A 22,010-nucleotide genomic window follows, 5' to 3' on the forward strand; every position below is an offset into this window, starting at 1 on the left:
CGCCAACCAGGAACCCGCAACAGAACAGGGAGAAGCGCAATGACGACGAACCGGGATACCACGATACCCAAGCACACGCGCGCCACCATCATGCCTTGCCTGCGTTACCGCGATGCCCCCGCCGCCATCGAATGGCTGTGCAGCACACTGGGATTCGAAGCCACCCTCGTGGTGCGCAATGAAGACGGCACCGTTGCCCATGCCCAGCTTTCCTATGGCAACGGCATGATCATGCTGGGATCGGTATTCGATACCGACTATGGCCGCCTGCTGAAGCAGCCGTCGGAAACCGGCCGGTTCGTCACCCAGAGCGCCTACCTCACCGTCAACGATGCGGACCGGGTACACGAGCGCGTGATGGATGCCGGCGGCGAAGTCGTGCTGCCGCTGCAGGACGAAGACTATGGCGGCCGCGGCTTTACCTGCCGCGACCCCGAAGGCCACGTGTGGAGCATCGGCACCTACGATCCGTGGGCCGAGGCCGAACGGCCGCGCTGAACCCCGTCAGCGCAACGCGTCGACCAGTTCGCCATCCGCCACCTGTACCGGCTTGATCCCGATCAGGTCGCGGTACAGCGGTGGCAATTTGCCGCACAGTTCCTCGAGCGCCGCCGGCGGCATGCCCGGGCGCACGTACTGGAACTGCGTCGGGTTATCCGGCGGCAGCGCGCCTTCCATCGTCGAGCCGTAGGCCCCCAGTTCCATGAAGCTGAGCGCGCCGTCGTCCGGCCCCACGGCCAGCACGAAGGTGCCATCCTTCGGGTGGCCGAGATAGCGCCGCACTTCCTCCTGGCGCGCCGCATCGGCTCCCGCCATCAGCTTGTAGCGCAACTGCGCGTAGGCGCGCGTGCATTCCATGAACGCGGTGCGGATGCCGGATTGCGTGCGCCGCCCATGGCAGCACAGCAGCAGGTTGCCGAACGCGTCCAGCAGCACCGCCGCATTGCCGCTGCCGCCCTGGGCCAGGTCGCGCTCCATCGCATGCCGCAGGTACGGGGCCAGTCCCGCATCGGGCCGGCGTGGCGTGGCGCGGTAGGTCAGCGCATCCGGGCAGGCACGCTTCAGTGCGCGCACGATCGCGTGGTCGTCCGGCAGCGTGGCGGGATCGAGCAGGCCGGTGCGTGGCGGGTCGTTGTCGAACAGGTTCATCACCGCTTCCGTGGTCGCCTCGAACACCAGCGAGCACAGCGCCTGCGTGGGTTCGGCGATCGTCTTGCCGATGAAGAACGGCGGCGGCGCTGCGCCCGCCGCACCCCGCGCATAGGACGATGAACCCAGCACGGCCGGGTAGGCAAAGGTCTCGCGCGCCTGCGCACGGAGCGTTTCGGGCAGCGCGGCGAAGGTGCCGCCGCCATCGTGATTGATGCCGGCATTGGTGTCGTTGGCGGCAACCACCACGTTGAAACCCGCGGCCAGCAGCGCGCCCGCGCACATGCAGCACGGGTCGAGCGAGGTGACGACCGTGATCTCGTGCGGCGGCGGCAGCGCCCGGCCCCTGCCCTTCTCCGCGAAATACCAGTCGACCAGCTGGCGCTCGCCGTGCGCGGTCGGATCCCAGATCAGGCCATCGCGGATCACCTGGTTGTGGACCGCCTGCAGCACGTTGCCGAAGCCGTCGAGCATCACGCCGCCCACGCCGAACGTACCCTGCGTTTTCGCCGCGATCGCCTCGAGCGAGGCGATGGTGACGGCTGCCTGGACGTCGATCGTCTTCTTCACGGGCTTACCGGCGCTTCAGGTCCCAGCTGCCGAATGCGTTCGGCAACTGTTCGGCGGCGGTGGTCTCCAGCACATCCCCTTTCAGGTTGGTCAGCACGACGGGCAGCTCGTTGCCGCCCAGTTCCAGGATCACCTGGCGGCAGGCACCGCACGGGGCGATCGGGCCTTCAGTCTCGCCGACCACCACCAGCCTGTCGAAATCGCCCGGCTGGTAGCCGTGCGCGAGGGCGCTGAAGAACGCCGTGCGCTCGGCGCAGTTGCACAGGCCATACGACGCGTTTTCCACGTTGCAGCCATGGAACACCTTGCCGTCACGGGCCAGCAGGGCCGCCCCCACCTTGAAGTTGGAGTACGGCGTATACGCCTTCAACCGCGCCGCCTTGGCTTCCTCGATCAACTGGTCAGTATTCATCAGCAATGTTTCCTAAAATCGGGGTCTGACCCCGTTTTCGAGCAATATTTCCTAAAACCGGGGTCTGACCCCGGTTATGAGAAATGTTTCCTGAAAAATGGGGTACGTCCCCATTTTCCTGGCAACTTTTATGGGCGGATGGTGCGGTAGACGATCGGGTTGGCGGCGGGGGCCGTGCCGGCGATCGTGTAGGCGGCTTGCACGTCGGCGATGGCGCGCTGGGCGGCCGCTTCGGTGCGGGCGTGAACGTAGGCCAGCGGCTGGCCGGCTTCGATGCGCTGGCCCAGTTCGGCCAGTTCGGTCAGGCCGACGGCGAAGTCGATCGTGTCCTGCGGCCGGGTGCGGCCACCGCCCAGCGCGACGACGGCCAGGCCGATGGCGCGGCAGTTCGTGGCGGCGGCATAGCCCGATTGCAGCGCCGGGACCGGCACGATGATGGGCGCCTTGTCCAGGTACTTGTCCGGGTTTTGCATCAGGTCGGCCGGACCGCCCAGCGCGGCGACCATGCGGGCAAAGCGGTCGGCGGCTTCGCCGGAGTCGAGCGATGCCTGCAGTTTCGCGCGCGCTTCGGTTTCATCGGCGGCCAGCTTGCCCAGCACCAGCATCTCGGCGCACAGCGCCAGCGTGACTTCGTGCAGGCGCGCCGGGCGCGACTTGCCGGTCAGGTAGTCGATCGCGCAGCGTACTTCGACGGCGTTGCCCGCGGCAGGCGCCAGCGATTCGTTCATGTCCGTGAGCAGTGCGGAAGTCAGCGTGCCGGCGCCGTTGCCGACACTGACGATCGACTCGGCCAGCTCCACCGATTTTTCGTAGGTGGGCATGAACGCGCCGCTGCCGGCCTTCACGTCCATCGCCAGCACGTCCAGCCCGGCCGCCAGCTTCTTCGACAGGATCGAGCCGGTGATCATCGCCACCGATTCCACCGTGCCGGTCACGTCGCGGATGCCGTAGAAGCGCTTGTCGGCCGGTGCCAGCGAAGCCGTCTGGCCGATGATGGCCACGCCGACTTCCTTCACCACCTTGCGGAACAGCGCATTGTCCGGCACCGTCGTGTAGCCGGGGATCGAATCGAACTTGTCCAGCGTGCCGCCGGTGTGGCCCAGGCCGCGGCCCGAGATCATCGGCACGAAGCCGCCGCACGCCGCGATCATGGGGCCCAGCAGCAGCGACACCAGGTCGCCCACGCCGCCGGTCGAATGCTTGTCCATCACCGGGCCGGGCAGGTCCAGGGACTTCCATTCCAGCACATCGCCGGAATCGCGCATGGCCAGCGTGAAGGCCACGCGTTCGTCCATCGTCATGTCGTTGAAGTAGACCGCCATCGCCAGCGCGGCGATCTGGCCTTCGGTGGTTTCACCGGTGGTGATGCCCTTGACGAAGAAGTTGATCTCGTCGGCGGTGAGGGTGCCCTTGTCGCGCTTCTTGCGGATGATTTCCTGGGGAGGTACATGGTGTTTTCTTTCTTTGAAGTCTGCGTGTCGCAGGCTTTGCATACCCCAGAGGCAGAGGCCGGGGTCAGACCCGGCGGGTCTGACCCCAGATTCACGCCCTTGGGGTAAGCGTACGAATCTGGGACGCTATCAGACCCCGTAAGGAATCCAGATATTTTTCACTTGGGTCACATGCTGCAGCACGGTGCGCCCGGCCGCCTGCTGCACGCTGAACCAGTCGCGCCCCTTGGCGCCGCCGGTCCAGGTGCGCTTCAGCGACCCGGCCGACAGCCGCTCCACTTCGGCGCAGCCCTCGGCCGAGCCGTCGTGGCGCCAGACGGCATCGATATCGGCGTGCGTGGCCAGCGTGCGTGCCAGTTCATCGGCGCTGCCGGTGACGATGTTCACCACGCCGCCCGGCAGGTCCGACGTATCGAACACCTGGTACAGGTCCGTGGCCGACAGCGGATGCGCCTCGGAAGGCACGGCCACCACGCGGTTGCCCACGGCGATGGCGGGCGCCACCAGCGAGATGAAGCCCAGCAGCGGGTTCTCGTTCGGGCAGACGATGCCGATCACGCCGATCGCCTCGTTCAGCGCCACCGTGATGCCGTGCATCGGCGGCTGGTGCGCGGCGCCGTCGTACTTGTCGGCCCACGCGGCCCAGTAGAACAGGCGCTCGATCGATGCCTGCACTTCTTTTTCGGCCGAATCGGCACCACCCTGCGAACCGGTCTGCGCGGCGATGCGGTCGGCGAATTCGCGGCCGCGGGCGGCCAGGTTCTCGGCGATGTAATACAGCACCTGGGCGCGGTTGTGCGCGGTGGCCTTGGTCCAGCCGGCGGCCTTGTGCGCCGCTTCGACGGCATTGCGGATGTCCTTGCGGCTGCCCTCGCCGATATCGCCCAGGAAGGCGCCATCGGCACCATGGATCGCGCGGCTGTAGGCGCCGTCCGGGCGGGCCTGCTTGCCGCCGATGTACAGCTTGGCCGTGCGGTCGATGGCGAAAGGATCGCTGGCCGGCGCGGCGGCCTTCGGCGATGCGTTCGACGATACCTTCGCGACCGGCGGCAAGGCCGGGCGAGCATCCTCGCTCACCGGCACCAGGTATTCGTACAGGCCTTCGCGGCCGCCCTCGCGGCCATAGCCCGATTCCTTGTAGCCGCCGAAGCCGCACGCGGCGTCGAACTGGTTGGCGGTATTGATCCACACCACGCCAGCCTTGATCTGCGGTGCCACGTCCAGCGCCAGGCTGATGTTCTCGGACCACACGCACGCGGCCAGGCCGTACACGGTGTTGTTCGCCAGCTGCACGGCTTCGGCCGGAGTGCGGAAGCTCATCGCCACCAGCACCGGGCCGAAGATCTCGGCCTGCGCCACCGCGGCCGACGTCGATGCGCCGGTGATCAGCGTGGGCGGGAACCACGACCCATCGGCCGGGATCTCGCAGGCGGACGGCTGGTAAATCTCGCAGCCTTCGGCACGCGCCGCTTCCACCAGGCCATGGATGCGCTGGCGCTGGATCGGGTCGACCAGCGCGCCGATGTCCATCGACTTGTCCAGCGGCGAACCGAGGCGCAGGTTGTCCATGCGCGCCTTCAGCTTCTTCAGGAAGCGCTCTTCCACCGATTCCTGCACCAGCAGGCGCGAACCGGCGCAGCAGACCTGCCCCTGGTTGAACCAGATCGAATCGACCAGGCCTTCCACGGCCGCGTCGATGTCGGCATCGTCGAACACGATGTACGGCGACTTGCCGCCCAGTTCCAGCGACAGTTTCTTGCCGGTGCCGGCGGTGGCCTCGCGGATCAGGCGACCTACTTCGGTGGAGCCGGTGAAGGCCAGCTTGTCGATGCCTTCGTGTTTCACGATGGCTTCGCCGGTGCGGCCATCGCCGGTGACGATGTTGACGACACCGGCCGGCACGCCGGCCTGCACGCAGATCTCGGCGAACAGCAGCGCGGTCAGCGGCGTGAACTCGGCCGGCTTGAACACGACCGTGTTACCGGCCGCCAGCGCCGGCGCGATCTTCCACGCCAGCATCAGCAGCGGGAAGTTCCACGGCACGATCTGGCCCACCACGCCCACCGGGCGGTGGTTCGGGAACTCTTCGTCGAGCAGCTGTGCCCAGCCGGCATGGTGGTAGAAGTGGCGCGCGACCAGCGGCAGGTCGGCGTCGCGCGTTTCGCGGATGGTCTTGCCGTTATCCAGCGTTTCCAGCACGGCGAACAGGCGCGCATGCTTCTGCATCAGGCGCGCGATCGCGTACAGGATCTTCGCGCGGCCATGGCCACCCAGCGCGGCCCACGCCGGCTGCGCGCGGCGCGCGGCGGCCACGGCGCGATCGACGTCGTCGGCGCTGGCCTGCGTCAGGTCGGCCAGCGGCTTGCCGTCGGCGGGATTGGTGGAGGCGAACAGCTCGCCGCTGTCGGACCACTGGTTATCGATGAACAGCCCGAACTTGCGGCCATGCTGGTCCAGCCACGCTTGCGCTTCTTTCTGGCTCTCGGGGGCGGGGCCGTATTCCATGGTGTTGAGGATCTCGTTGATAGTTGGCATGGCGATTGTCTTAAAGCTCAAGGTTGCGCGTGGCGGTGGGCCGCGGAGTAGTGGCCGGTGACGTGGTGTTCCAGCTGCCGTTCGATGTCGGTCAGCAGGCTCGATGCGCCGATGCGGAACAGGTGCGGCTCCAGCCATTCGTTGCCCAGTTCTTCCTTCATCACCGTCATGTATTGCAGCGCGGCCTTGGCTGTCGACACGCCGCCCGCCGGCTTGTAGCCGACCTTGAAGCCGGTGCGCTCGTAGTATTCGCGGATCGCCCGCACCATCACCAGCGAGACCGGAATCGTGGCGTTCACGCCTTCCTTGCCGGTGGACGTCTTGATGAAGTCCGCGCCGGCCATCATGCACACCCACGAAGCCTTCGCCACGTTTTCCAGCGTGACCAGGTCGCCCGTGGCCAGGATCGCCTTCACGTGCGCTTCGCCGCAGGCCTGGCGGTAAGCCACCATCTCGTCGTACAGCGCCTGCCAGTTCCCGGTCAGCACGTGCTGGCGGGTGATGACGATGTCGATTTCCTGCGCGCCGTCGGCCACCGACAGTTCGATCTCGCGCACCTTGGTTTCCATGCTCGTCAGGCCGGCCGGGAAGCCGGTGGACACGGCGGCGATCGGCAAGCGTCCCTGCAGCACCTTGTCCGCATGGCGGATCATCTCGTGGTACACGCAGACCGCGCCCGTCTTCAGGTTACGTTCCTGCAGGCCTAATGCTTCGACCAGGTCGGTGCGCAGCGGGCGCAGCGCCTTCATGCACAGGCGCTCCACGCGGCCAGGCGTATCGTCGCCGGACAGGGTGGTCAGGTCGATCAGCTCGATCGCCTTGACCAGCCACGCGGCCTGGTATTCCTTCTTCACCGTGCGGCGGTTCGCCAGCGACGCGGCGCGGCGCTCGGCGGCCGCCTTGTTGACGTGGATGTGATTCAGCCAGCCCAGGTCGAGGCCGGTGGCCTCGTTGCGCTTGAAGTCATTGCTCGCGGTGTTACTCATAAGAGGTTGGTTCCGTTGGAAAGGGGTTTCACGCCGAGGTGGTGCGCGATGGTCTGGCCGATGTCGGAGAACGTTTCCGAGATGCCGAGCGCGCGGCCGGCCACGCCGGGGCCGAAGAAGATCATCGGGATATGCTCGCGCGTGTGGTCGGAACCCGGCGACGTGGGGTCGCAGCCATGGTCGGCGGTGATCACGACCAGGTCGCCTTCCTTCAGCTTGCCGATGAATTCGGGCAGGCGCGCATCCAGTTCGTGCAGGGCCTGCGAATAACCCTGCACGTCGCGGCGGTGGCCGAAATGCATGTCGAAGTCGACGAAGTTCACGAACGTCAGCGACTTGTCGCCGGCCTGCTCTTCCACTTCCAGCAGGCGGTCGAACAGGGCCATGTTATCCGGCCCCTTCACCACCCGCGAGACGCCCTGCCCCGCGTAGATGTCGCTGATCTTGCCGAGCGCGATCACTTCGCCGCCGGCATCCTTCACGTGGTCCAGCAGCGTGGGCGCCGACGGCGGCACCGCGTAGTCGTGGCGGTTGGCGGTGCGCTTGTAGCTGCCGGCGCTGCCCAGGAACGGGCGCGCGATCACGCGGCCGATGTTGTACGGCTTGACCAGCTCATAGGCCTTCTCGCACATGTCGTACAGGCGCTCCAGCCCGAAGTGTTCCTCGTGCGCGGCGATCTGCAGCACGGAGTCGGCGGAGGTGTACAGGATCGGCTTGCCGGTAGCCACGTGCTCGTCGCCCAGGTCGGCGATGATCGTGGTGCCCGAGGCATGGCAGTTGCCCAGGAAGCCCGGCACGCCGGTCAGTTCCTGCAGCCGGTCCGTCAGCTCCTTGGGGAACGACGGCACCGTCTTCGGGAAGTAGCCCCAGTCGAACAGCACCGGCACGCCGGCGATTTCCCAATGGCCGCTTTGCGTATCCTTGCCGGTCGATTGCTCGCGGGCGGCGCCGTAGGCGGCACTGAAGCCTTCGCGCTGGTTGAAGCCGGCAGCCCAGGTGCCGCAGGCGGCATGCGCGGCGGCGGCGAGGCCCAGCTGTTCCAGTGCGGGAAGGGACATCGGCTTGCCTTGTTCGGCTGCCCATTTGGCGATGTGGCCGAAGGTGTTGGTGGCGGCATCGCCGTACTTGTCGGCGTCCGGCGTGGCGCCGAGGCCGAAGGAATCGAGCAGGAGGATGAATGCGCGTGACATGGTTTATCCGGTCAAGAAAATTCAAGGGCGGCCGAAGCCGCCCTGCTTGTTGCTTTAAGCCTTTGCGAGGTTCGCAAAGAACGCCTGGATCAGTTTCACCAGGCTTTCGGCGCCCACGGCCGCGTATTTCAGCGTCTGTTCATGGGACAGCGGGAACGGCGACAGGCCTTCGGCCAGGTTGGTGACGACGGACACGCCGATCACCTTCAGGCCGCAGTGACGGGCCGGCACCACTTCCGGCACCACCGACATGCCGACGACGTCCGCGCCGAGGCGCGTGAAGGCGCGGATCTCGGCCGGCGTCTCGAAACTCGGGCCCGAGTAGGCGATGTACACGCCTTCGTGCAGCGTGATGTTCTGCGCGGCGGCGGTATCCTGCAGCTGCTTGCGCAGGTCGGCGTCGTAGGCGTTGGCCATGCTGAAGAAGCGCGGGCCGAAGCGTTCGTCGTTCGGGCCGATCATCGGCGAACCGGGCAGGAAGTTGATGTGGTCGTTCAGCGCCACCAGCGAACCGGCATCCACCTCCGCACGCAGCGAACCGGCGGCATTGGTGACGAACACGAATTCGCAGCCCAGCAGCTTCAGCGTGCGCACGGCACTCGTCATCACGCCCAGGCCATAGCCCTCGTAGAAATGGCCGCGCCCCTTCAGGCACACCACCGGCACGCCGGCCAGCTTGCCCAGCACCATCTGGCCCGCGTGGCCGTGCACGGTGCTGATCGGGAAGCCCGGCAGCTCGTCGAAGCCGATCGTGACGACATCCGTCATCTGGTCGGCCAGCACACCGAGGCCGGAACCGAGGATCAGCGCGGCGCGCGGGGCAAAGCCGGCCGGCACGCGGGAACGTACGATGGCCGCGGCCTGGAAGGGGGAATTGTTCGACATGGAGTTCTCGCTGTTGGTTCTCGCTGTTTTGCGGATGAAGAGGCTGGCTCGGCCACCGGGATGCTCGTGGCGGTCCGGGGCAGCGACACTATGCATCACCGGCTATATGTATGACAAATACCTATTTTCTTTGCCATTTATATTCGCCGCATATAAATTACCCATTATTATAGCCGTTTGACAGCGAACAAACAGTTGTTTACGATTACCGACAAATGTCCTAGTCCGTATCAACCAAGTAAACCACAGTGCCTGCCAACGCGCCCCGCGCCATGAAATGAGCAAGAAAGAACAACTCTACGGCCTGATCCGTGCCAATCCGTTCATTTCCCAGCAGGAGATGGCCCAGGCCCTGGGCCTGTCGCGCTCTGCCGTGGCCGGGCACGTGGCAAGCCTGATCCGCGAGCGCCGCCTGGTGGGCCGTGCCTACGTGCTGCCGCGCGAACGCTCGGTGCTGTGCGTGGGCGCGGCCAACCTCGATCGCAAGCTGCGCACCACCGAGCCGCTGCGCATGGGCACCTCGAACCCGGCCACCGCCGCCGAGACCTTCGGCGGCGTGGCCCGCAATATCGCCGAGAACCTGGCCCGCCTGGGCACGCCCTGCGCGCTGCTGACGGCCCTGGGCGATGATAGCGCCGGCCAGGCCCTGCGGGCGCACGCCCGGGAGTGCGGCATCGACATGACCGGCACGCCGGTGCTGCCGGGCGTTGCGACGGGCACCTATACGGCCGTGCTGGATGCCGGCGGCGAAATGGCCGTGGCGCTGGCCGACATGGGCCTGTATGAACAGCTGACGCCAGCTTTCCTCGCCAGCCGCCAGGCGCAACGCAGCGCGGCGTCGTTCGTCATCGCGGACCTGAACCTGCCGCACGACACCGTCGCGCTGCTGCTCGACGAGGCACGCCGCGACGGCATCCCGCTGGCGATCGTGGCCGTGTCGCAGCCCAAGATGGCGCGGCTGCCGCGCGACCTGGCCGGCCTGCGCCTGCTGATCCTGAACCGCGGCGAACTGGAAGCGCGCGCTGGCCGCCCGCTGCCTACCGAGGCCGCGGTGCGCGATGCATGCCGCGCGGTGCGGGCCGAGGGCGCGCAAGATGTCATCGTCACCTGCGGCGCGGCCGGCGTGTACTACACGGCCGGGCACACGGCAGCAGGCGATACCGCGGACAACACGGCGGTCGCCAAGGCGGTCGCCAAGGCGGTAGACGACCTCCACTGGCTGCCGGCCCACGACGTGGACGTGGTCGACGTGACGGGCGCGGGCGACGCCTTTTCCGCGGCGGCCTGCTGGACGCTGGCCCAGGGCGGCACGGACCTGGCCGAAGCGTGTGCCCGCGGCCTGCGCGCCGCCGCGCTGACCGTGCAGAGCCCCCATACCGTCTCCCCCGCGCTGACAGCTGAACTGTTCAGCGCGCCCCTACTGAACGACAAAGACTGAACGGAACAGCAATGACCATGCACCAATACCTCTCCTTCTCGCCCGAAGTGGCCAACGCACGGGCCAGCGGCGTGCCGGTCGTGGCCCTCGAATCGACCATCATCTCGCATGGCATGCCGTACCCGCAGAACGTGCAGACGGCCCGCGAAGTGGAACAGATCATCCGCGACGGCGGCGCCGTGCCGGCCACCATCGCCATCATCGGCGGCAAGATCTGCATCGGCCTGACGCCGGAACAGCTGGAATTGCTGGGCAACTCGCCGGAAGCGCTGAAGGTCAGCCGCCGCGACCTGGCCTACGTGCTGTCGCAGAACAAGCTGGGCGCCACCACGGTGGCGGCAACGATGATCTGCGCGCAGCTGGCCGGCATTTCCGTGTTCGTCACCGGCGGCATCGGCGGCGTGCACCGCGGCGCCGAAACCAGCTTCGACATCTCGGCCGACCTGCAGGAACTGGCGCAGACCAACGTGGCCGTGGTGTGCGCCGGCGTGAAGTCGATCCTCGATATCGGCCTCACGCTGGAATACCTGGAAACGCAGGGCGTGCCGGTGGTGAGCGTGGGCCAGGAAGGGTTCCCGGCATTCTTCACGCGCGAAAGCGGCTACCACGCCGACTTCCGCCTCGACACGCCGGCCGAACAGGCCTCGTTCATCCGCACCAAGTGGGCGCTGGGCCTGAACGGCGGCGTGGTGGTGGCCGCCCCGGTGCCGGAAAGCGCTGCGATGCCGAAGGAGGAGATCGACGGCATCACCCTGCAGGCCTTGCAGGAAGCGGAAGAAAACGGCGTGACCGGCAAGAAGGTCACGCCCTTCCTGCTGGCCCGCATCAAGACGCTGACCTCGGGCCGCAGCCTGGCCACCAATATCGCGCTGGTGAAGAACAATGCCCGCGTGGGCGCGGCACTGGCCCGCGCCCTGCTCGAGCACCCGGTCACCTGACCGCCCGACCGGACAGCCGCCATGTCGATCGACCTGAAGCAACTGAAGTACTTCCTGGCCGTGGCCGAGGAAAAGAGCTTTTCCCGTGCGGCCGAGCGGCTGCACATCTCGCAGCCGCCGCTGTCGCAGCAGATCATGAAGCTGGAAGCGGAGCTGGGGGTGAAGCTGTTTGCCCGCACCACGCGCAGCTTCGAGCTGACGGTGGCTGGCCGCGCGCTGATGAACGAGGCGGCCGAACTGCTGGCGAAGATGCGGATGACGATCGACACCGTGCGCCAGATCGACCGCGGCGAAGTGGGCCGGCTGCGCGTGGGCATCGTCGGCTCGGCGATGTGGGGGCCGATCCCGAGCCTGCTGGAGGAGTTCCAGGGCAAGTACCCGCGCGTGACGTGGACCATCCACGAACTCGGCCCCACCGTGCAGTACGAGGCGCTGCGCGCCAAGCAGATCGACGTGGGCTTCTGGCGCGAACCGAAGCTCGACGAAAGCGACCTGCGCAACGACAGCCTGCGCCAGGAACTGTGCTTTCGCGAGAACGTGTGCGTGGCTGTCAACGAACACCACCCGCTGGCGAAAAGGGATGCCATCGAACTGGTCGACATCGCCGACGAGCCGATGCTGACCCTGGCGCTGGATAAATCCGCGTTTCCGCGCTACCTGATCCAGTGCTGCGTGGATGCCGGCTTCGAACCGGCCATCTTCCAGGAAGCCAACGAGCCGCAAACCCTGCTGGCCATGGTCGGCGCCGGGCTCGGCGTCACGCTGATGCCGGAGACCACCAGCCGGATCGGCTGGCCCGGCGTGGTGTTCCTGCCGATCCGCACCAACCCGCCGTCGGCCAACCTGTACATCACATACACCACCACCGACGATGCGCCGGTGGTCAGGGCGTTCCTGAATATTCTGCGGCCAGCGGAGCGGTGAGACTGCCTTGTGTGTGGCTTGGCTGGAATAAACTGATTTTCCGGAACCGATGTTAAGCCTTGATGCCGCATGTCAGTAGCGCATGCTTTTACCCCAACAGCGAAGGGCTGGGGTCAGACCCAACGGGTCTGACCCCGGTATTTGCACTTGGGGTGGGCTTATCCCGGCGATTGATGTGAGGTTGCGAAGAACGCTAGCGTCTCAGGGGTCTGTCCCCGCCAGTCGGTCGTGCCAAACCCGGTTGCCGGCAATGACCGAGGGGACTGACCCCGGTTTTTGCCGACGTTGCTGATACGCTGGCAAAACCGGGGTCAGTCCCCTAACGGAGCAAATGGCAAGCACTACTGCTTACACTTACCGGGGACAGACCCCTGCTGCTCAACCGCTAATCGCTAGATCGAGCGCGCAAGGCGGCTACCTCAAAAATTCACCTTGAACTGCACGCCATACGTGCGCGGTTCGTTCAGGATGCCGGTCAGGTTGTTGAAGTCGATCGCGCCCACCGACTGCACTTCGTCGGTGATGTTGCGGCCGTACAGCGCCAGGTCGTACTTGCCGTCGCCCCACTTGTAGCCGACGCGCAGGCCGCCTTCCAGCAGGTCCTTGGCCTTGTACTCGACGGCTTCGTACAGGAAGAAGTTATACGACGAGCGGTACGACCAGTCGGTGAAGGCATACACTTCGCCGTTCGCCACCGGGGCGGCGTACTTCAGCGTGAAGTTGTGCTGCCACTTCGGTGCGCGCGGCAGCGGGTTGCCGTCGATGAGCGCGACGCGGGTGCCGCCCACGAACGAGACCGGGTTCGTCACCGTGCAGCCGCTGCCGCAAGGCAGCACGAACAGGCTGCTGTCCTTGATCTCGGTATCGTTGTAGCTGGTGCCGAACGTGGCGGAGAAGTTCTGCGACAGGTTGGCCTGCAGGTCCAGTTCCACGCCCTGCCCGGTCGCCTTGTCGGCGTTCAGCAGCTGGTTCATGTTGACGGAACCGCTGCCGGCGGTCAGCTGCTTGTCCTTCACGCGGTAATGGAACACGGTGGCCGACATGCGCGCGCGGCGGTCGAACAGGTCCTGCTTCACCCCCGCCTCGACCGACAGCACCTTCTCGGCGCCGGCCATCGACGGCTTGCTGCCCAGGTCGAACAGGCGGCCCTGCATCGACGGCGCCCGGTAGCCCGTCGCCACGCGGGCGAACACGTTGGTGTCCCGGTTCAGCACATAGGTGCCGGAGGCATCCCAGCTGACATTGCTGGAATCGTCGGACAGCGGCAGGTACGAGCGGCCGGTGGTTTCGATGCGCTGCGCCACGAAGTCCTTCTTGTCGCTCGTGTAGCGCAGCCCGCCGCGCAGTTTCAGCCGCTCGCTCACCGCGTAGTTGACGGAGCCGAACACCGCCCACGACTTGGCGTTCTGCGTCTGCGTCGCGTAGTTCGGCACCTGCGGGTTGCCCGGCGAGAGCGTATCGAAGGCGATACTGTCGATCGTGATGTCTTCCTTGAAGTAGAACAGGCCGGCGATCCACTGCAGCGGGCCGCTGCCGGTCGACTCGGCGCGGAACTCCTGCGAAATCTGCTTGTGGTCGGGGATCAGGTCCGCCGTTTCAACGATGAACGGGATGAAGCCAGGGCCATACGGCGGGGCGTACACCGCGCCATAGCCGCCGTCGACGTCGGCGCGGCTGTAGAACTCCAGCTTTTCATAGCCGGTGATCGAATGCAGCGTCACCCCCGGCAGATCCCAGCGCAGCCTGACATTGCCGCCCTTGTTCTTCAGGTGCTGTTCGTTGATGCCATCGGTCGGATAGCGGTCGTAGTCGAAGCCGTCAACCAGTTCATTGGTGCCCGCCTTCAGGATGTTGGCGCGGAACAGCGTGGCGGTGCCGTCCATGTCGCGACCGTGCACATTGAACAGGGCCGAGAAGTTCGCCGACGGCTTGACCAGTACCTGCAGCCGCGCTGCATTGTCCTTGTAGCCTTCGAAGTCGCGCGTGCCGGTGGCCCGCTCGTTGTGCACGCGGTCGCCGCGGTGCTGCGACGAACCGGCGAAGCGGATCGCCACCGTGTCGCTGACGGGAAGGTTGTACGCACCATCCACATTGCGCACGCGGTCCTTGCCGAAGCCGGCGGCCAGGTAGCCTTCCTGCTTGAACACGGGCTTGGCCGAATCGAACTTGATCACGCCGGCCGGGGAATTACGGCCGAACAGCGTGCCCTGCGGACCGCGCAGCACTTCCACCTGGTCCACGTCGAACACCGGGAAGCCTTTCAGCATCGGGTTTTCCTGCACGATGTCGTCCATCACCAGGCCCACCGGCTGCGACGCGTTCAGGTCGAAGTCGGTATTGCCCAGGCCGCGGATGTAGAAGCGCGGGAAGGTGCGGCCGTAGTCGGATTCGATGCTGACCGACGGCGAGCGGCCGGACAGGAAGCGGATATCCTGGCCGCCGGAGGTGAGCACGTCGAGCTTCTCACCCTTCACGGTGGCGATCGACATCGGCACGTCCTTGATGTTCTCGGCGCGGCGCTGGGCCGTCACGATCACGGTTTCCAGCTGGCCCGGCTGGGTGGTTTCGGCGCTTGCGCCCGTTGCCTGGGTGTCCTGGGCGGAGGCGAAGGGGAAGGCGGCGGCGATTGCCAGCGCCATCAGGGTCCGATGGGTAAGTTTCATGGGGAGCCAATTCCTTGTTGTTAAGTTTTAGACCATGGCGGATGACCAATGTTTGCCGATCCTACACGATCGAAACTGGCGGTCACAACAAGCTTATTGAGATGTTTTCAATATAAATCTTGTAGAAAAAAGGTATTTGTCATACATATGATCGACATGCAATAGTGTGCGGTCAGCCCGGCTCCGGCCGCTTGGCGGCCCCAGAGGAAGCGATCATTTCGGGGGCACTTTCGCGACGCCAGAAGTGGAGCGAAAACAACGGCGGCGGGGCTTGTCGGGCTGCAGAGGGGATTGCCACCAGCAGCCCCAGGATGTTGTTGGATTCCAACAGGGGATAAAAACCGTGGAAGAAAATGCAAGGAATGGAAAATGTGGCGGTTTCGCAATTGCCGAGCAAAACCTCTAAACATGCGGCTTTCACCTGTCCCTGCCTCAGCGGGATACGTGTTTTGCTCACAAAAACTATACAATAGCGGACTTCCAGGAGCATTTTCATGAAAATCAAACAACTTTCCATGATGATCGCCGCAGTTGCGGTTTCGGCGAGCGCATTTGCTGCCAACCCAAAACTTGGCGTCGTCTATGACGCGGGCGGCAAGTTCGACAAGTCGTTCAATCAATCCGCTTTCGAAGGTGCTTCGCGCTTCAAGAAAGAAACCGGTATCAATTTCATCGAAGTGCAGGCGTCTTCCGATACCCAGGCCGAGCAGGTGCTGCGTGGCCTGGCGCGCAAGAAACTCGACATGATCGCGTCGATCGGCTTCGCCCAGACGCAGGCCGTGCAGAAAGTGGCCAAGGAATTCCCCAACGTGCGTTTCGTGCTGATCGACGGCGTGGCACAGGGCAATAACGTGAATTCGATCACGTTCAAGGAAGAAGAAGGTTCCTACCTGGTCGGCGTGGCCGCGGCCATGGCGTCGAAGTCGAAGAAGCTGGGCTTCATCGGCGGCATCGACATCCCGCTGATCCGCACCTTTGCCTGCGGCTACGCGCAAGGCGCGAAATCCGTCGACAAGAAATCCGAAGTCGTGCAGAACATGGTCGGCACCACCGCCGCCGCCTGGAACGATCCGGCCAAGGGTGGCGAACTGGCCCGCTCGCAATTCGAACGCGGCGTGGACGTGGTGTTCGCCGTGGCCGGCGGTTCCGGCATGGGCACGCTGCAGATGGCCAAGGAAAAAGGCAAGCTGGCGATCGGCGTCGACTCGAACCAGAACCACCTGTATCCGGGCACGATGCTGACCTCGATGGTCAAGCGCGTGGACAATGCCGTGTACGACAGCTTCATGCAGATGAAGAACGGCACCTGGAAGGCGGGCGTCACCGCCAAGGGCATCAAGGAAGGCGGCGTGGACTGGGCACTCGATGCCAACAACCGCAAGCTGGTCACGCCGGAGATCGAGAAGCGCGTGCTGGGTGTTCGCAAGGACATCATCGACGGCAAGACCAAGGTCATCGACATCCGCTCGGGCGCTGCCTGCCCGGCCTGATACGCCAGCACCACAGAAAACAGACATGCGAAAACGCGCCGCCGGGGTCTCCCCGCGGCGCGTTTTTCAGTAAAACACGACCTGAAAACTCCTATGCAGCCAGCTGTTGAATTCCGCGGCATCTCCAAGCATTTCGGCGCCGTGAAGGCGAACACGGATGTGAGCTTCGCGATCGCCAAGGGTGCCATCCATGGCCTGGTGGGCGAGAACGGCGCCGGCAAGTCCACGCTGATGAGCATCCTGTACGGCTATTACCATGCCGACGGCGGCACCATCCTGCTCGATGGCCGGGAATGCCAGATCCGCTCCAGCCAGGAAGCGATCCGCCTCGGCATCGGCATGGTGCACCAGCACTTCATGCTGGTCGATAACATGACCGTGCTCGATAACGTGATGCTGGGCACCGAAGGCGGCTTCCGCCTCGCCTCCCACCGCGCCGAGGCCGAGAAGAAACTGCGCGAGATCTGTGCGCGCTACCGGCTCGATGTCGACCCGCTGGCGACGATCCACGACCTGTCCGTGGGCGCCCAGCAGCGCGTGGAAATCCTCAAGCAGATCTACCGCAGCGCCAACATCCTGATCCTGGACGAGCCGACCGCCGTGCTGACCGCGCAGGAAACCGAGTCGCTGTTCGAGATCCTCAGGCTGTTCAAGGAACAGGGCAAGACGATCATCCTGATCACCCACAAGCTGCAGGAAATCATGGATATCACGGATACCGTGACCGTGATGCGTGCCGGGCGCGTGGTGGGCGCGGTGCAGACCGCCGGGACGTCGAAGGAAGCGCTGGCCAACATGATGGTCGGCCGGCCGATCGAGAACAACCTGCCGCGCGCGCCGTACCAGCCGGGTGCGCCGGTGCTGGAAGTGAAGGGCCTGCAGCTGAAGGACAGCGCCGGCGTCTCGCTGCTGGAGGACATCAATTTCACGCTGCGCGCCGGCGAGATCGTCGCGATCGCCGGCGTGTCCGGCAATGGCCAGAGCGAGCTGATGGAAATCCTGTCCGGCATGCGGCTGCCCACCGGCGGCCACGCCGACTTCGAGGGCAAGCCCCTGCCGTACAAGCGCCACGATGCCGACGGCCTGCCGCGCAAGTTCCGCGACCTGGGCATCGCACACGTGCCGGAAGACCGCCTGCGCGATGGCGTGGTGAAGAATTTCAGCGTGATGCACAACACCTTCTTCGGCTACCAGGACCACATCAAGGGCCGCTGGGGGCTGTTCGACTTCAAGCACATCGCCGAGCGCTGCGCCGGCCTGCTGAAGGAGTTCGACGTGCGTCCGCCCAACCCGGACCTGCGCATCGGTTTATTGAGCGGCGGGAACCAGCAGAAGGTCGTCATCGCCCGCGAAGTGCTGGCGAAACCGAAGCTGATGCTGGTGGGCCAGCCCACCCGCGGCGTGGATATCGGCACCATCGAGGCGATCCATACGCAGCTGCTGGCGCTGCGCGATGCCGGCGTGGCGATCCTGCTGGTCTCCGTGGAGCTGGAAGAAGTACGCGCGCTGGCCGACCGCATCCTCGTGATGTGCGGCGGCCGCATCACCGGCGAAATGCCGGTCAACGAATTCGATACCACCCGCATCGGCCTGCTGATGGGGGGGATGCACAAGTCATGAACAACGATCTGCCACGCTGGGCAACCGGCATCGTCCTGCCTCTCCTGAACCTGCTGTCCGCGCTGCTCGTCACCGCGCTGGTGATCCACCTGCTCGGCGAAGACCCCGTCGAATCGATGCAGATCCTGATCAACAGCGCCGTCGTCAATCCGGAAGGCCTGGCGTACACGCTGTTCTATGCGTCGACCTTCGTGTTCACCGGCCTGGCGGTGTCGGTGGCGATGCAGGCGGGCCTGTTCAATATCGGCGCCGAAGGCCAGATGTACCTGGGCGGCCTGGGCCTGACCATCGCCATGCTGGCCTTCGACGCCAGCCTGCCCTGGTTCCTGCTGATCCCAGCTGGCATGGTGGGCGCCGCGCTGTTCGGCGCGCTGTGGGCCTTCATTCCCGGCTACCTGCAGGCGAAACGGGGCAGCCACGTGGTGGTCACCACGATCATGTTCAACTTCATTGCCGCGTCGCTGATGAACTTCGTGATCGTCAAGTACCTGATCCCGCCGGGCGAGCAGAACACGGCCAGCCGCGTGTTCGCCCCGGCCGCCGAGCTGCCGCGCCTGTCGGACTGGCTGCCGGTGCTGGGCGATACGCCGCTGAACATCAGCTTCTTCCTGGCGATCATCGCGCTGGCCGTGTATGGCGTGATGGTGTCGCGCTCCTCGTGGGGCTACAAGCTGCGCGCCACGGGCCTGAACCAGCACGCCGCGCACTACGCCGGCGTGAAGATCTCGGCAATGATCATCGCGACGATGCTGATCTCGGGCGCGCTGGCCGGCCTGGGCGCCGTCAACTCGATCATGGGTTCCACCCACTACCTGTCGCTGAACTTCGTCGGCGGCGCGGGCTTCATCGGCATCGCCATCGCGCTGATGGGCCGCCAGCACCCGGTGGGCATCTTCCTGTCGGCCGTGCTGTTCGGCGCCCTCACGCAGGGCGGCTTCGACCTCTCGCTGGAAAAACCGAACATCCCGCCGGAGATGGTGATCCTGATCCAGGGCCTGATCATCCTGTTCTGCGGTGCGATGGAATACCTGTACGCCCCCGCGCTGATTAAACTGATCAAAGGGAAACAAGCATGAGCTTTGAAGATCTCCACCTGGGCAGCATCGTCGTGTCCACCGTGCGCAATGCGCCGGTGCTGATATTCGCGGCGATGGCCGGCCTGTTCGCCGAACGCTCCGGCGTCGTCGACATCGGACTCGAAGGCAAGATCCTCGCGTCGGCATTCGTGTCCGCCGCGGTGGCCTTCGCCACGCAGAATCCGTGGTACGGCATCCTGGCCGGCATGGGCGTTTCCGTCGCGGTGGCGCTGCTGCAAGGCTGCATCGCCATCACGCAGAAGGGCAACCAGCTGGTGGCCGGCATCGCCATCAACATCACGATGAGCGGCCTGACGTTCGTGGTGGCGCAGTACTTCTTCCAGCAGGGCGGCCGCACGCCGGACCTGGGCGAGGCGCGCCTGTCGGAGATCGTGCTGCCGGGCAGCGCCGCCGTGGCGGACGTTCCCGTGCTGGGCTGGATCTGGACGCAGCTGCTGGGCGGCCACACGGCGCTCGTCTACCTGGCGTTCGCGCTGGTGCCGCTGGTGCACTGGGTGCTGTACCACACGCGCTTCGGCCTGCGCCTGCGCGCCTGCGGCGAGAATCCGCACGCCGCCGACGCGGCCGGCGTTTCCGTCGAACGCACCCGCTACGCGGCGATGCTGATCGCCGGCATCCTGTGCTCGTTCTCCGGCGCCTACCTGGCGATCGTGCAGAGCGGCTTCTTCCTGCGCGACATGTCGGCCGGCGCCGGCTACCTGGCGCTGACCGCCATGGTGTTCGGCAACTGGCGGCCGTTCTATACCTTCCTCGGCTGCCTGATGTTCGGCTTCTTCGGCGCCGTGCAGATCCAGCTCGAAGGCGTCGACCTGCCGGTCGTGGGCCGCATCCCGGGCGCGCTGATCCAGATGGTGCCGTATGTCGTCACCGTGATCGTGCTGGCGGGGCTGATGGCCAAGTCGGTGGCACCGAAGGCCATTGGCGTGCCGTTCGTGAAGTCGCGGTAGCCACCCGCCTTCTCCCGCCCCCGAAAGCCTGCGCACTCCGCAGGCTTTTTTTCTTCCCGCACTGTTGTAAAAACCCGGGGGACTGTCCCCATTTTTGGGAAACATTTCCTGGAACCGGGGTCAGACCCCGGTTTTTGGAAACATTTATTGGATCGGGGTCAGGAAGGAGTACAGGCATGCATGCCTGTACCGTTGCGCGAGAGCGGAGCATGCTCCGCTAAACCCTCGCTCCACCCCCGGTGTTGGGAAACAGGTTCAGCGCGGCGTGCTGGAGGAGCATGATGGTCTTGCCGTCTTCGATGCGGCCGTCGGCGATCATGGCGAGGGCGGCGTCGATGTCCAGTTCCAGCACTTCGATGTCCTCCCCTTCGTCTGCCACGCCGCCGCCACTGTCGGCGCGGTGGGTGGCGTCGTATTCGGCGACGAAGAAATGCAGGCGCTCGGTGACGGAGCCGGGGCTCATGAAGGCGTCGAACACGCGCTGCACGTGCTCGACGTGGAAGCCGGTTTCCTCGGCCGCTTCGGCGCGGATGCGTTCCTCGGGTGATGCCGCGTCGAGCAGGCCGGCGGGGGCTTCGATCAGGTAGCCGTCGTGGCTGCCGCCATAGCCATAGGCGGGAAAGCGGAATTGCCGCACCAGCACCACCGTGCGGCGCGCCAGGTTGTACAGCAGGATCACGGCGCCATGCCCGCGGTCGTAGGTTTCGCGCGACATGGTCTGCCAGCTGCCGTCGCGCCGGCGATAGTCGAACGTGGTTTTCTTCAGCAAGTACCAGTCGTTGGCCAGGGTCCGGACTTCGCGGATACGTACGTGCATGATCGCTCCATTGGTAACAGGTCTTTTTTAGGCTATCATGCGATCTCGTGCAATTTCAAGGAAAATCGTGCAATGCTGACCCGCCAGCGCAAGGAGCTGCTGCTGCGCCTCCTGAAGGAAGAAGGACAAATCGTCGCCAAGACCCTGAGCGAATCGCTGGGGCTGTCGGAAGACACGATCCGCCGCGACCTGCGCGAGCTGGCCAAGGAAGGCCTGCTGCAGCGCGTGCACGGCGGCGCCCTGCCCGCCTCGCCCGCCCAGGGCAATTTCGCTGTGCGCGAGAAGTTGTCGACGGATGCCAAGCCGGCCATCGCCCGCGCGGCCGCGGCGATGATCGCGCCGGGCCAGGTTGTGTTCATCGATGGCGGCACCACCGCCGTGCAGCTGGCGCGCGCCCTGCCCCGCGACCTGCGCGCGACGGTGATCACGCACAGTCCGTCGGTGGCGGTGGAACTGGTCGGGCACGAGTACATCGACGTGATCATCATCGGCGGGCGCCTGTTCAAGCACTCGATCGTGGCGATGGGCGCCGCGGCGGTGGAAGCCGTCAGCCAGTTCCGCGCCGACCTGTTCTTCATGGGCGTGTGCAGCCTGGACCCGCAAGCCGGCATCACGACGGGGGATTTCGACGAGGCGGCGATGAAGCGCGCGCTGTCGGCGCATGCGCAGCGCACGGTGGTGCTGGCATCGCCGGAAAAGCTGGGGACCGCGGCGCCGTTCCAGATCGCGCCGCTGGCGACCGTGGACCACATCGTCGTCAACCGCGGGGTGGACGAGGCGCTGCTGGCGCCTTATCGGGAGATGGGGATCGAGGTGACGCTGGCGTGACAGGCCGAAAGCGAGCGAGAACCGGCGTCGCACACTTTTTCCGGATAGTGCGCCCGGAAAAAATGTCCGA

19 protein-coding genes are annotated in these 22,010 nt (G+C 65.5%); 9 read left to right on the top strand and 10 right to left on the bottom strand.

The window, feature by feature from the left end; genetic code table 11:
- The first annotated feature begins 39 nt into the window (after window positions 1–39).
- Entirely contained in the window at window positions 40–498 is a 459-nt protein-coding gene (locus tag EYF70_RS23405) for a VOC family protein (protein WP_131147537.1), read from the top strand.
- A gap of 6 nt (window positions 499–504) precedes the next feature.
- Here the strand turns inward: EYF70_RS23405 and EYF70_RS23410 are convergent, their stop codons facing one another.
- From EYF70_RS23410 to xapA, 7 genes are all read right to left on the bottom strand, one after another.
- Window positions 505–1,719: a nucleoside deaminase gene (locus tag EYF70_RS23410; protein ID WP_131147538.1), complete on the bottom strand. Its 1,215-nt coding sequence runs from the start codon at window positions 1,717–1,719 to the stop codon at window positions 505–507.
- Between the two features lie 4 nt (window positions 1,720–1,723).
- Window positions 1,724–2,131, bottom strand: a complete 408-nt coding sequence (locus tag EYF70_RS23415; RefSeq protein WP_131147539.1) for a cytidine deaminase — start codon at window positions 2,129–2,131, stop codon at window positions 1,724–1,726.
- A gap of 128 nt (window positions 2,132–2,259) precedes the next feature.
- The gene (gene deoA, locus EYF70_RS23420) at window positions 2,260–3,624 is read right to left on the bottom strand and encodes a thymidine phosphorylase (protein WP_131147540.1); all 1,365 of its coding nucleotides are present in this window, start codon (window positions 3,622–3,624) and stop codon (window positions 2,260–2,262) included.
- An 87-nt stretch (window positions 3,625–3,711) separates the two neighbouring features.
- Window positions 3,712–6,117, bottom strand: coding sequence for an aldehyde dehydrogenase family protein (locus EYF70_RS23425; protein WP_371861664.1), 2,406 nt, complete (start codon window positions 6,115–6,117; stop codon window positions 3,712–3,714).
- A gap of 17 nt (window positions 6,118–6,134) precedes the next feature.
- On the bottom strand, window positions 6,135–7,103 hold the full coding sequence (gene deoC, locus EYF70_RS23430) for a deoxyribose-phosphate aldolase (RefSeq protein WP_131147541.1): 969 nt from the start codon (window positions 7,101–7,103) through the stop codon (window positions 6,135–6,137).
- Window positions 7,100–8,293, bottom strand: coding sequence for a phosphopentomutase (locus tag EYF70_RS23435; RefSeq protein WP_131147542.1), 1,194 nt, complete (start codon window positions 8,291–8,293; stop codon window positions 7,100–7,102). Before EYF70_RS23435 ends, deoC begins: the two co-directional genes overlap by 4 nt.
- A gap of 54 nt (window positions 8,294–8,347) precedes the next feature.
- Entirely contained in the window at window positions 8,348–9,178 is an 831-nt protein-coding gene (gene xapA / locus EYF70_RS23440; RefSeq protein ID WP_131147543.1) for a xanthosine phosphorylase, read from the bottom strand.
- Window positions 9,179–9,455: 277 nt separating this feature from the next.
- On the opposite strand from xapA, the gene EYF70_RS23445 reads away from it, so the two are divergent.
- The 3 genes from EYF70_RS23445 to EYF70_RS23455 are packed head-to-tail and all read left to right on the top strand — an operon-like array spanning window position 9,456 to window position 12,478.
- Window positions 9,456–10,616, top strand: coding sequence for a carbohydrate kinase (locus EYF70_RS23445; protein ID WP_131147544.1), 1,161 nt, complete (start codon window positions 9,456–9,458; stop codon window positions 10,614–10,616).
- A gap of 17 nt (window positions 10,617–10,633) precedes the next feature.
- A complete protein-coding gene (locus tag EYF70_RS23450; RefSeq protein WP_131149304.1) occupies window positions 10,634–11,554 on the top strand; it encodes a pseudouridine-5'-phosphate glycosidase in 921 nt (306 codons plus the stop codon).
- A gap of 21 nt (window positions 11,555–11,575) precedes the next feature.
- Window positions 11,576–12,478 carry a LysR family transcriptional regulator gene (locus EYF70_RS23455; protein ID WP_131147545.1) on the top strand — a complete coding sequence of 301 codons (903 nt, stop codon included), beginning with the start codon at window positions 11,576–11,578 and terminating at the stop codon, window positions 12,476–12,478.
- 419 nt (window positions 12,479–12,897) lie between these two features.
- Here the strand turns inward: EYF70_RS23455 and EYF70_RS23460 are convergent, their stop codons facing one another.
- Window positions 12,898–15,141, bottom strand: a complete 2,244-nt coding sequence (locus EYF70_RS23460) for a TonB-dependent receptor (RefSeq protein ID WP_131147546.1) — start codon at window positions 15,139–15,141, stop codon at window positions 12,898–12,900.
- 172 nt (window positions 15,142–15,313) lie between these two features.
- Window positions 15,314–15,637, bottom strand: a complete 324-nt coding sequence (locus EYF70_RS23465) for a hypothetical protein (RefSeq protein ID WP_131147547.1) — start codon at window positions 15,635–15,637, stop codon at window positions 15,314–15,316.
- Here EYF70_RS23465 and EYF70_RS23470 point away from each other — a divergent pair.
- The 4 genes from EYF70_RS23470 to EYF70_RS23485 all read left to right on the top strand — a co-directional run bounded on the left by EYF70_RS23470 (window position 15,636) and on the right by EYF70_RS23485 (window position 20,295).
- A complete protein-coding gene (locus tag EYF70_RS23470; protein WP_131147548.1) occupies window positions 15,636–16,631 on the top strand; it encodes a BMP family lipoprotein in 996 nt (331 codons plus the stop codon). The two genes, EYF70_RS23465 and EYF70_RS23470, sit on opposite strands and share 2 nt — an antisense overlap.
- Window positions 16,632–16,724: 93 nt before the next feature.
- Window positions 16,725–18,251, top strand: a complete 1,527-nt coding sequence (locus EYF70_RS23475; protein WP_131147549.1) for an ABC transporter ATP-binding protein — start codon at window positions 16,725–16,727, stop codon at window positions 18,249–18,251.
- Entirely contained in the window at window positions 18,248–19,327 is a 1,080-nt protein-coding gene (locus tag EYF70_RS23480) for an ABC transporter permease (protein WP_131147550.1), read from the top strand. Before EYF70_RS23475 ends, EYF70_RS23480 begins: the two co-directional genes overlap by 4 nt.
- Window positions 19,324–20,295: an ABC transporter permease gene (locus EYF70_RS23485; protein ID WP_131147551.1), complete on the top strand. Its 972-nt coding sequence runs from the start codon at window positions 19,324–19,326 to the stop codon at window positions 20,293–20,295. The genes EYF70_RS23480 and EYF70_RS23485 overlap by 4 nt, the downstream gene beginning before the upstream one ends.
- A 217-nt stretch (window positions 20,296–20,512) precedes the next feature.
- Here the strand turns inward: EYF70_RS23485 and EYF70_RS23490 are convergent, their stop codons facing one another.
- The gene (locus tag EYF70_RS23490) at window positions 20,513–21,112 is read right to left on the bottom strand and encodes an NUDIX domain-containing protein (protein WP_131147552.1); all 600 of its coding nucleotides are present in this window, start codon (window positions 21,110–21,112) and stop codon (window positions 20,513–20,515) included.
- A 72-nt stretch (window positions 21,113–21,184) separates the two neighbouring features.
- Here EYF70_RS23490 and EYF70_RS23495 point away from each other — a divergent pair, with 72 nt between their 5' ends.
- Window positions 21,185–21,940 carry a DeoR/GlpR family DNA-binding transcription regulator gene (locus EYF70_RS23495; RefSeq protein ID WP_131147553.1) on the top strand — a complete coding sequence of 252 codons (756 nt, stop codon included), beginning with the start codon at window positions 21,185–21,187 and terminating at the stop codon, window positions 21,938–21,940.
- Window positions 21,941–22,010 lie beyond the last annotated feature (70 nt).

The sequence above is a fragment of the Pseudoduganella albidiflava genome, from assembly GCF_004322755.1.
GTDB lineage: Bacteria > Pseudomonadota > Gammaproteobacteria > Burkholderiales > Burkholderiaceae_D > Rugamonas > Rugamonas albidiflava.

What these genes read in the sequence shown, in the direction of transcription:
- EYF70_RS23405 (WP_131147537.1), top strand. Translation starts at nt 40, where the DNA reads ATGACGACGAACCGGGATACCACGATACCCAAGCACACGCGCGCCACC.
- EYF70_RS23415 (WP_131147539.1), bottom strand. Translation starts at nt 2,131, where the DNA reads ATGAATACTGACCAGTTGATCGAGGAAGCCAAGGCGGCGCGGTTGAAG.
- deoA (WP_131147540.1), bottom strand. Translation starts at nt 3,624, where the DNA reads ATGCAAAGCCTGCGACACGCAGACTTCAAAGAAAGAAAACACCATGTA.
- EYF70_RS23425 (WP_371861664.1), bottom strand. Translation starts at nt 6,117, where the DNA reads ATGCCAACTATCAACGAGATCCTCAACACCATGGAATACGGCCCCGCC.
- deoC (WP_131147541.1), bottom strand. Translation starts at nt 7,103, where the DNA reads ATGAGTAACACCGCGAGCAATGACTTCAAGCGCAACGAGGCCACCGGC.
- EYF70_RS23435 (WP_131147542.1), bottom strand. Translation starts at nt 8,293, where the DNA reads ATGTCACGCGCATTCATCCTCCTGCTCGATTCCTTCGGCCTCGGCGCC.
- xapA (WP_131147543.1), bottom strand. Translation starts at nt 9,178, where the DNA reads ATGTCGAACAATTCCCCCTTCCAGGCCGCGGCCATCGTACGTTCCCGC.
- EYF70_RS23445 (WP_131147544.1), top strand. Translation starts at nt 9,456, where the DNA reads ATGAGCAAGAAAGAACAACTCTACGGCCTGATCCGTGCCAATCCGTTC.
- EYF70_RS23450 (WP_131149304.1), top strand. Translation starts at nt 10,634, where the DNA reads ATGCACCAATACCTCTCCTTCTCGCCCGAAGTGGCCAACGCACGGGCC.
- EYF70_RS23455 (WP_131147545.1), top strand. Translation starts at nt 11,576, where the DNA reads ATGTCGATCGACCTGAAGCAACTGAAGTACTTCCTGGCCGTGGCCGAG.
- EYF70_RS23460 (WP_131147546.1), bottom strand. Translation starts at nt 15,141, where the DNA reads ATGAAACTTACCCATCGGACCCTGATGGCGCTGGCAATCGCCGCCGCC.
- EYF70_RS23470 (WP_131147548.1), top strand. Translation starts at nt 15,636, where the DNA reads ATGAAAATCAAACAACTTTCCATGATGATCGCCGCAGTTGCGGTTTCG.
- EYF70_RS23465 (WP_131147547.1), bottom strand. Translation starts at nt 15,637, where the DNA reads ATGAAAATGCTCCTGGAAGTCCGCTATTGTATAGTTTTTGTGAGCAAA.
- EYF70_RS23475 (WP_131147549.1), top strand. Translation starts at nt 16,725, where the DNA reads ATGCAGCCAGCTGTTGAATTCCGCGGCATCTCCAAGCATTTCGGCGCC.
- EYF70_RS23480 (WP_131147550.1), top strand. Translation starts at nt 18,248, where the DNA reads ATGAACAACGATCTGCCACGCTGGGCAACCGGCATCGTCCTGCCTCTC.
- EYF70_RS23485 (WP_131147551.1), top strand. Translation starts at nt 19,324, where the DNA reads ATGAGCTTTGAAGATCTCCACCTGGGCAGCATCGTCGTGTCCACCGTG.
- EYF70_RS23490 (WP_131147552.1), bottom strand. Translation starts at nt 21,112, where the DNA reads ATGCACGTACGTATCCGCGAAGTCCGGACCCTGGCCAACGACTGGTAC.
- EYF70_RS23495 (WP_131147553.1), top strand. Translation starts at nt 21,185, where the DNA reads ATGCTGACCCGCCAGCGCAAGGAGCTGCTGCTGCGCCTCCTGAAGGAA.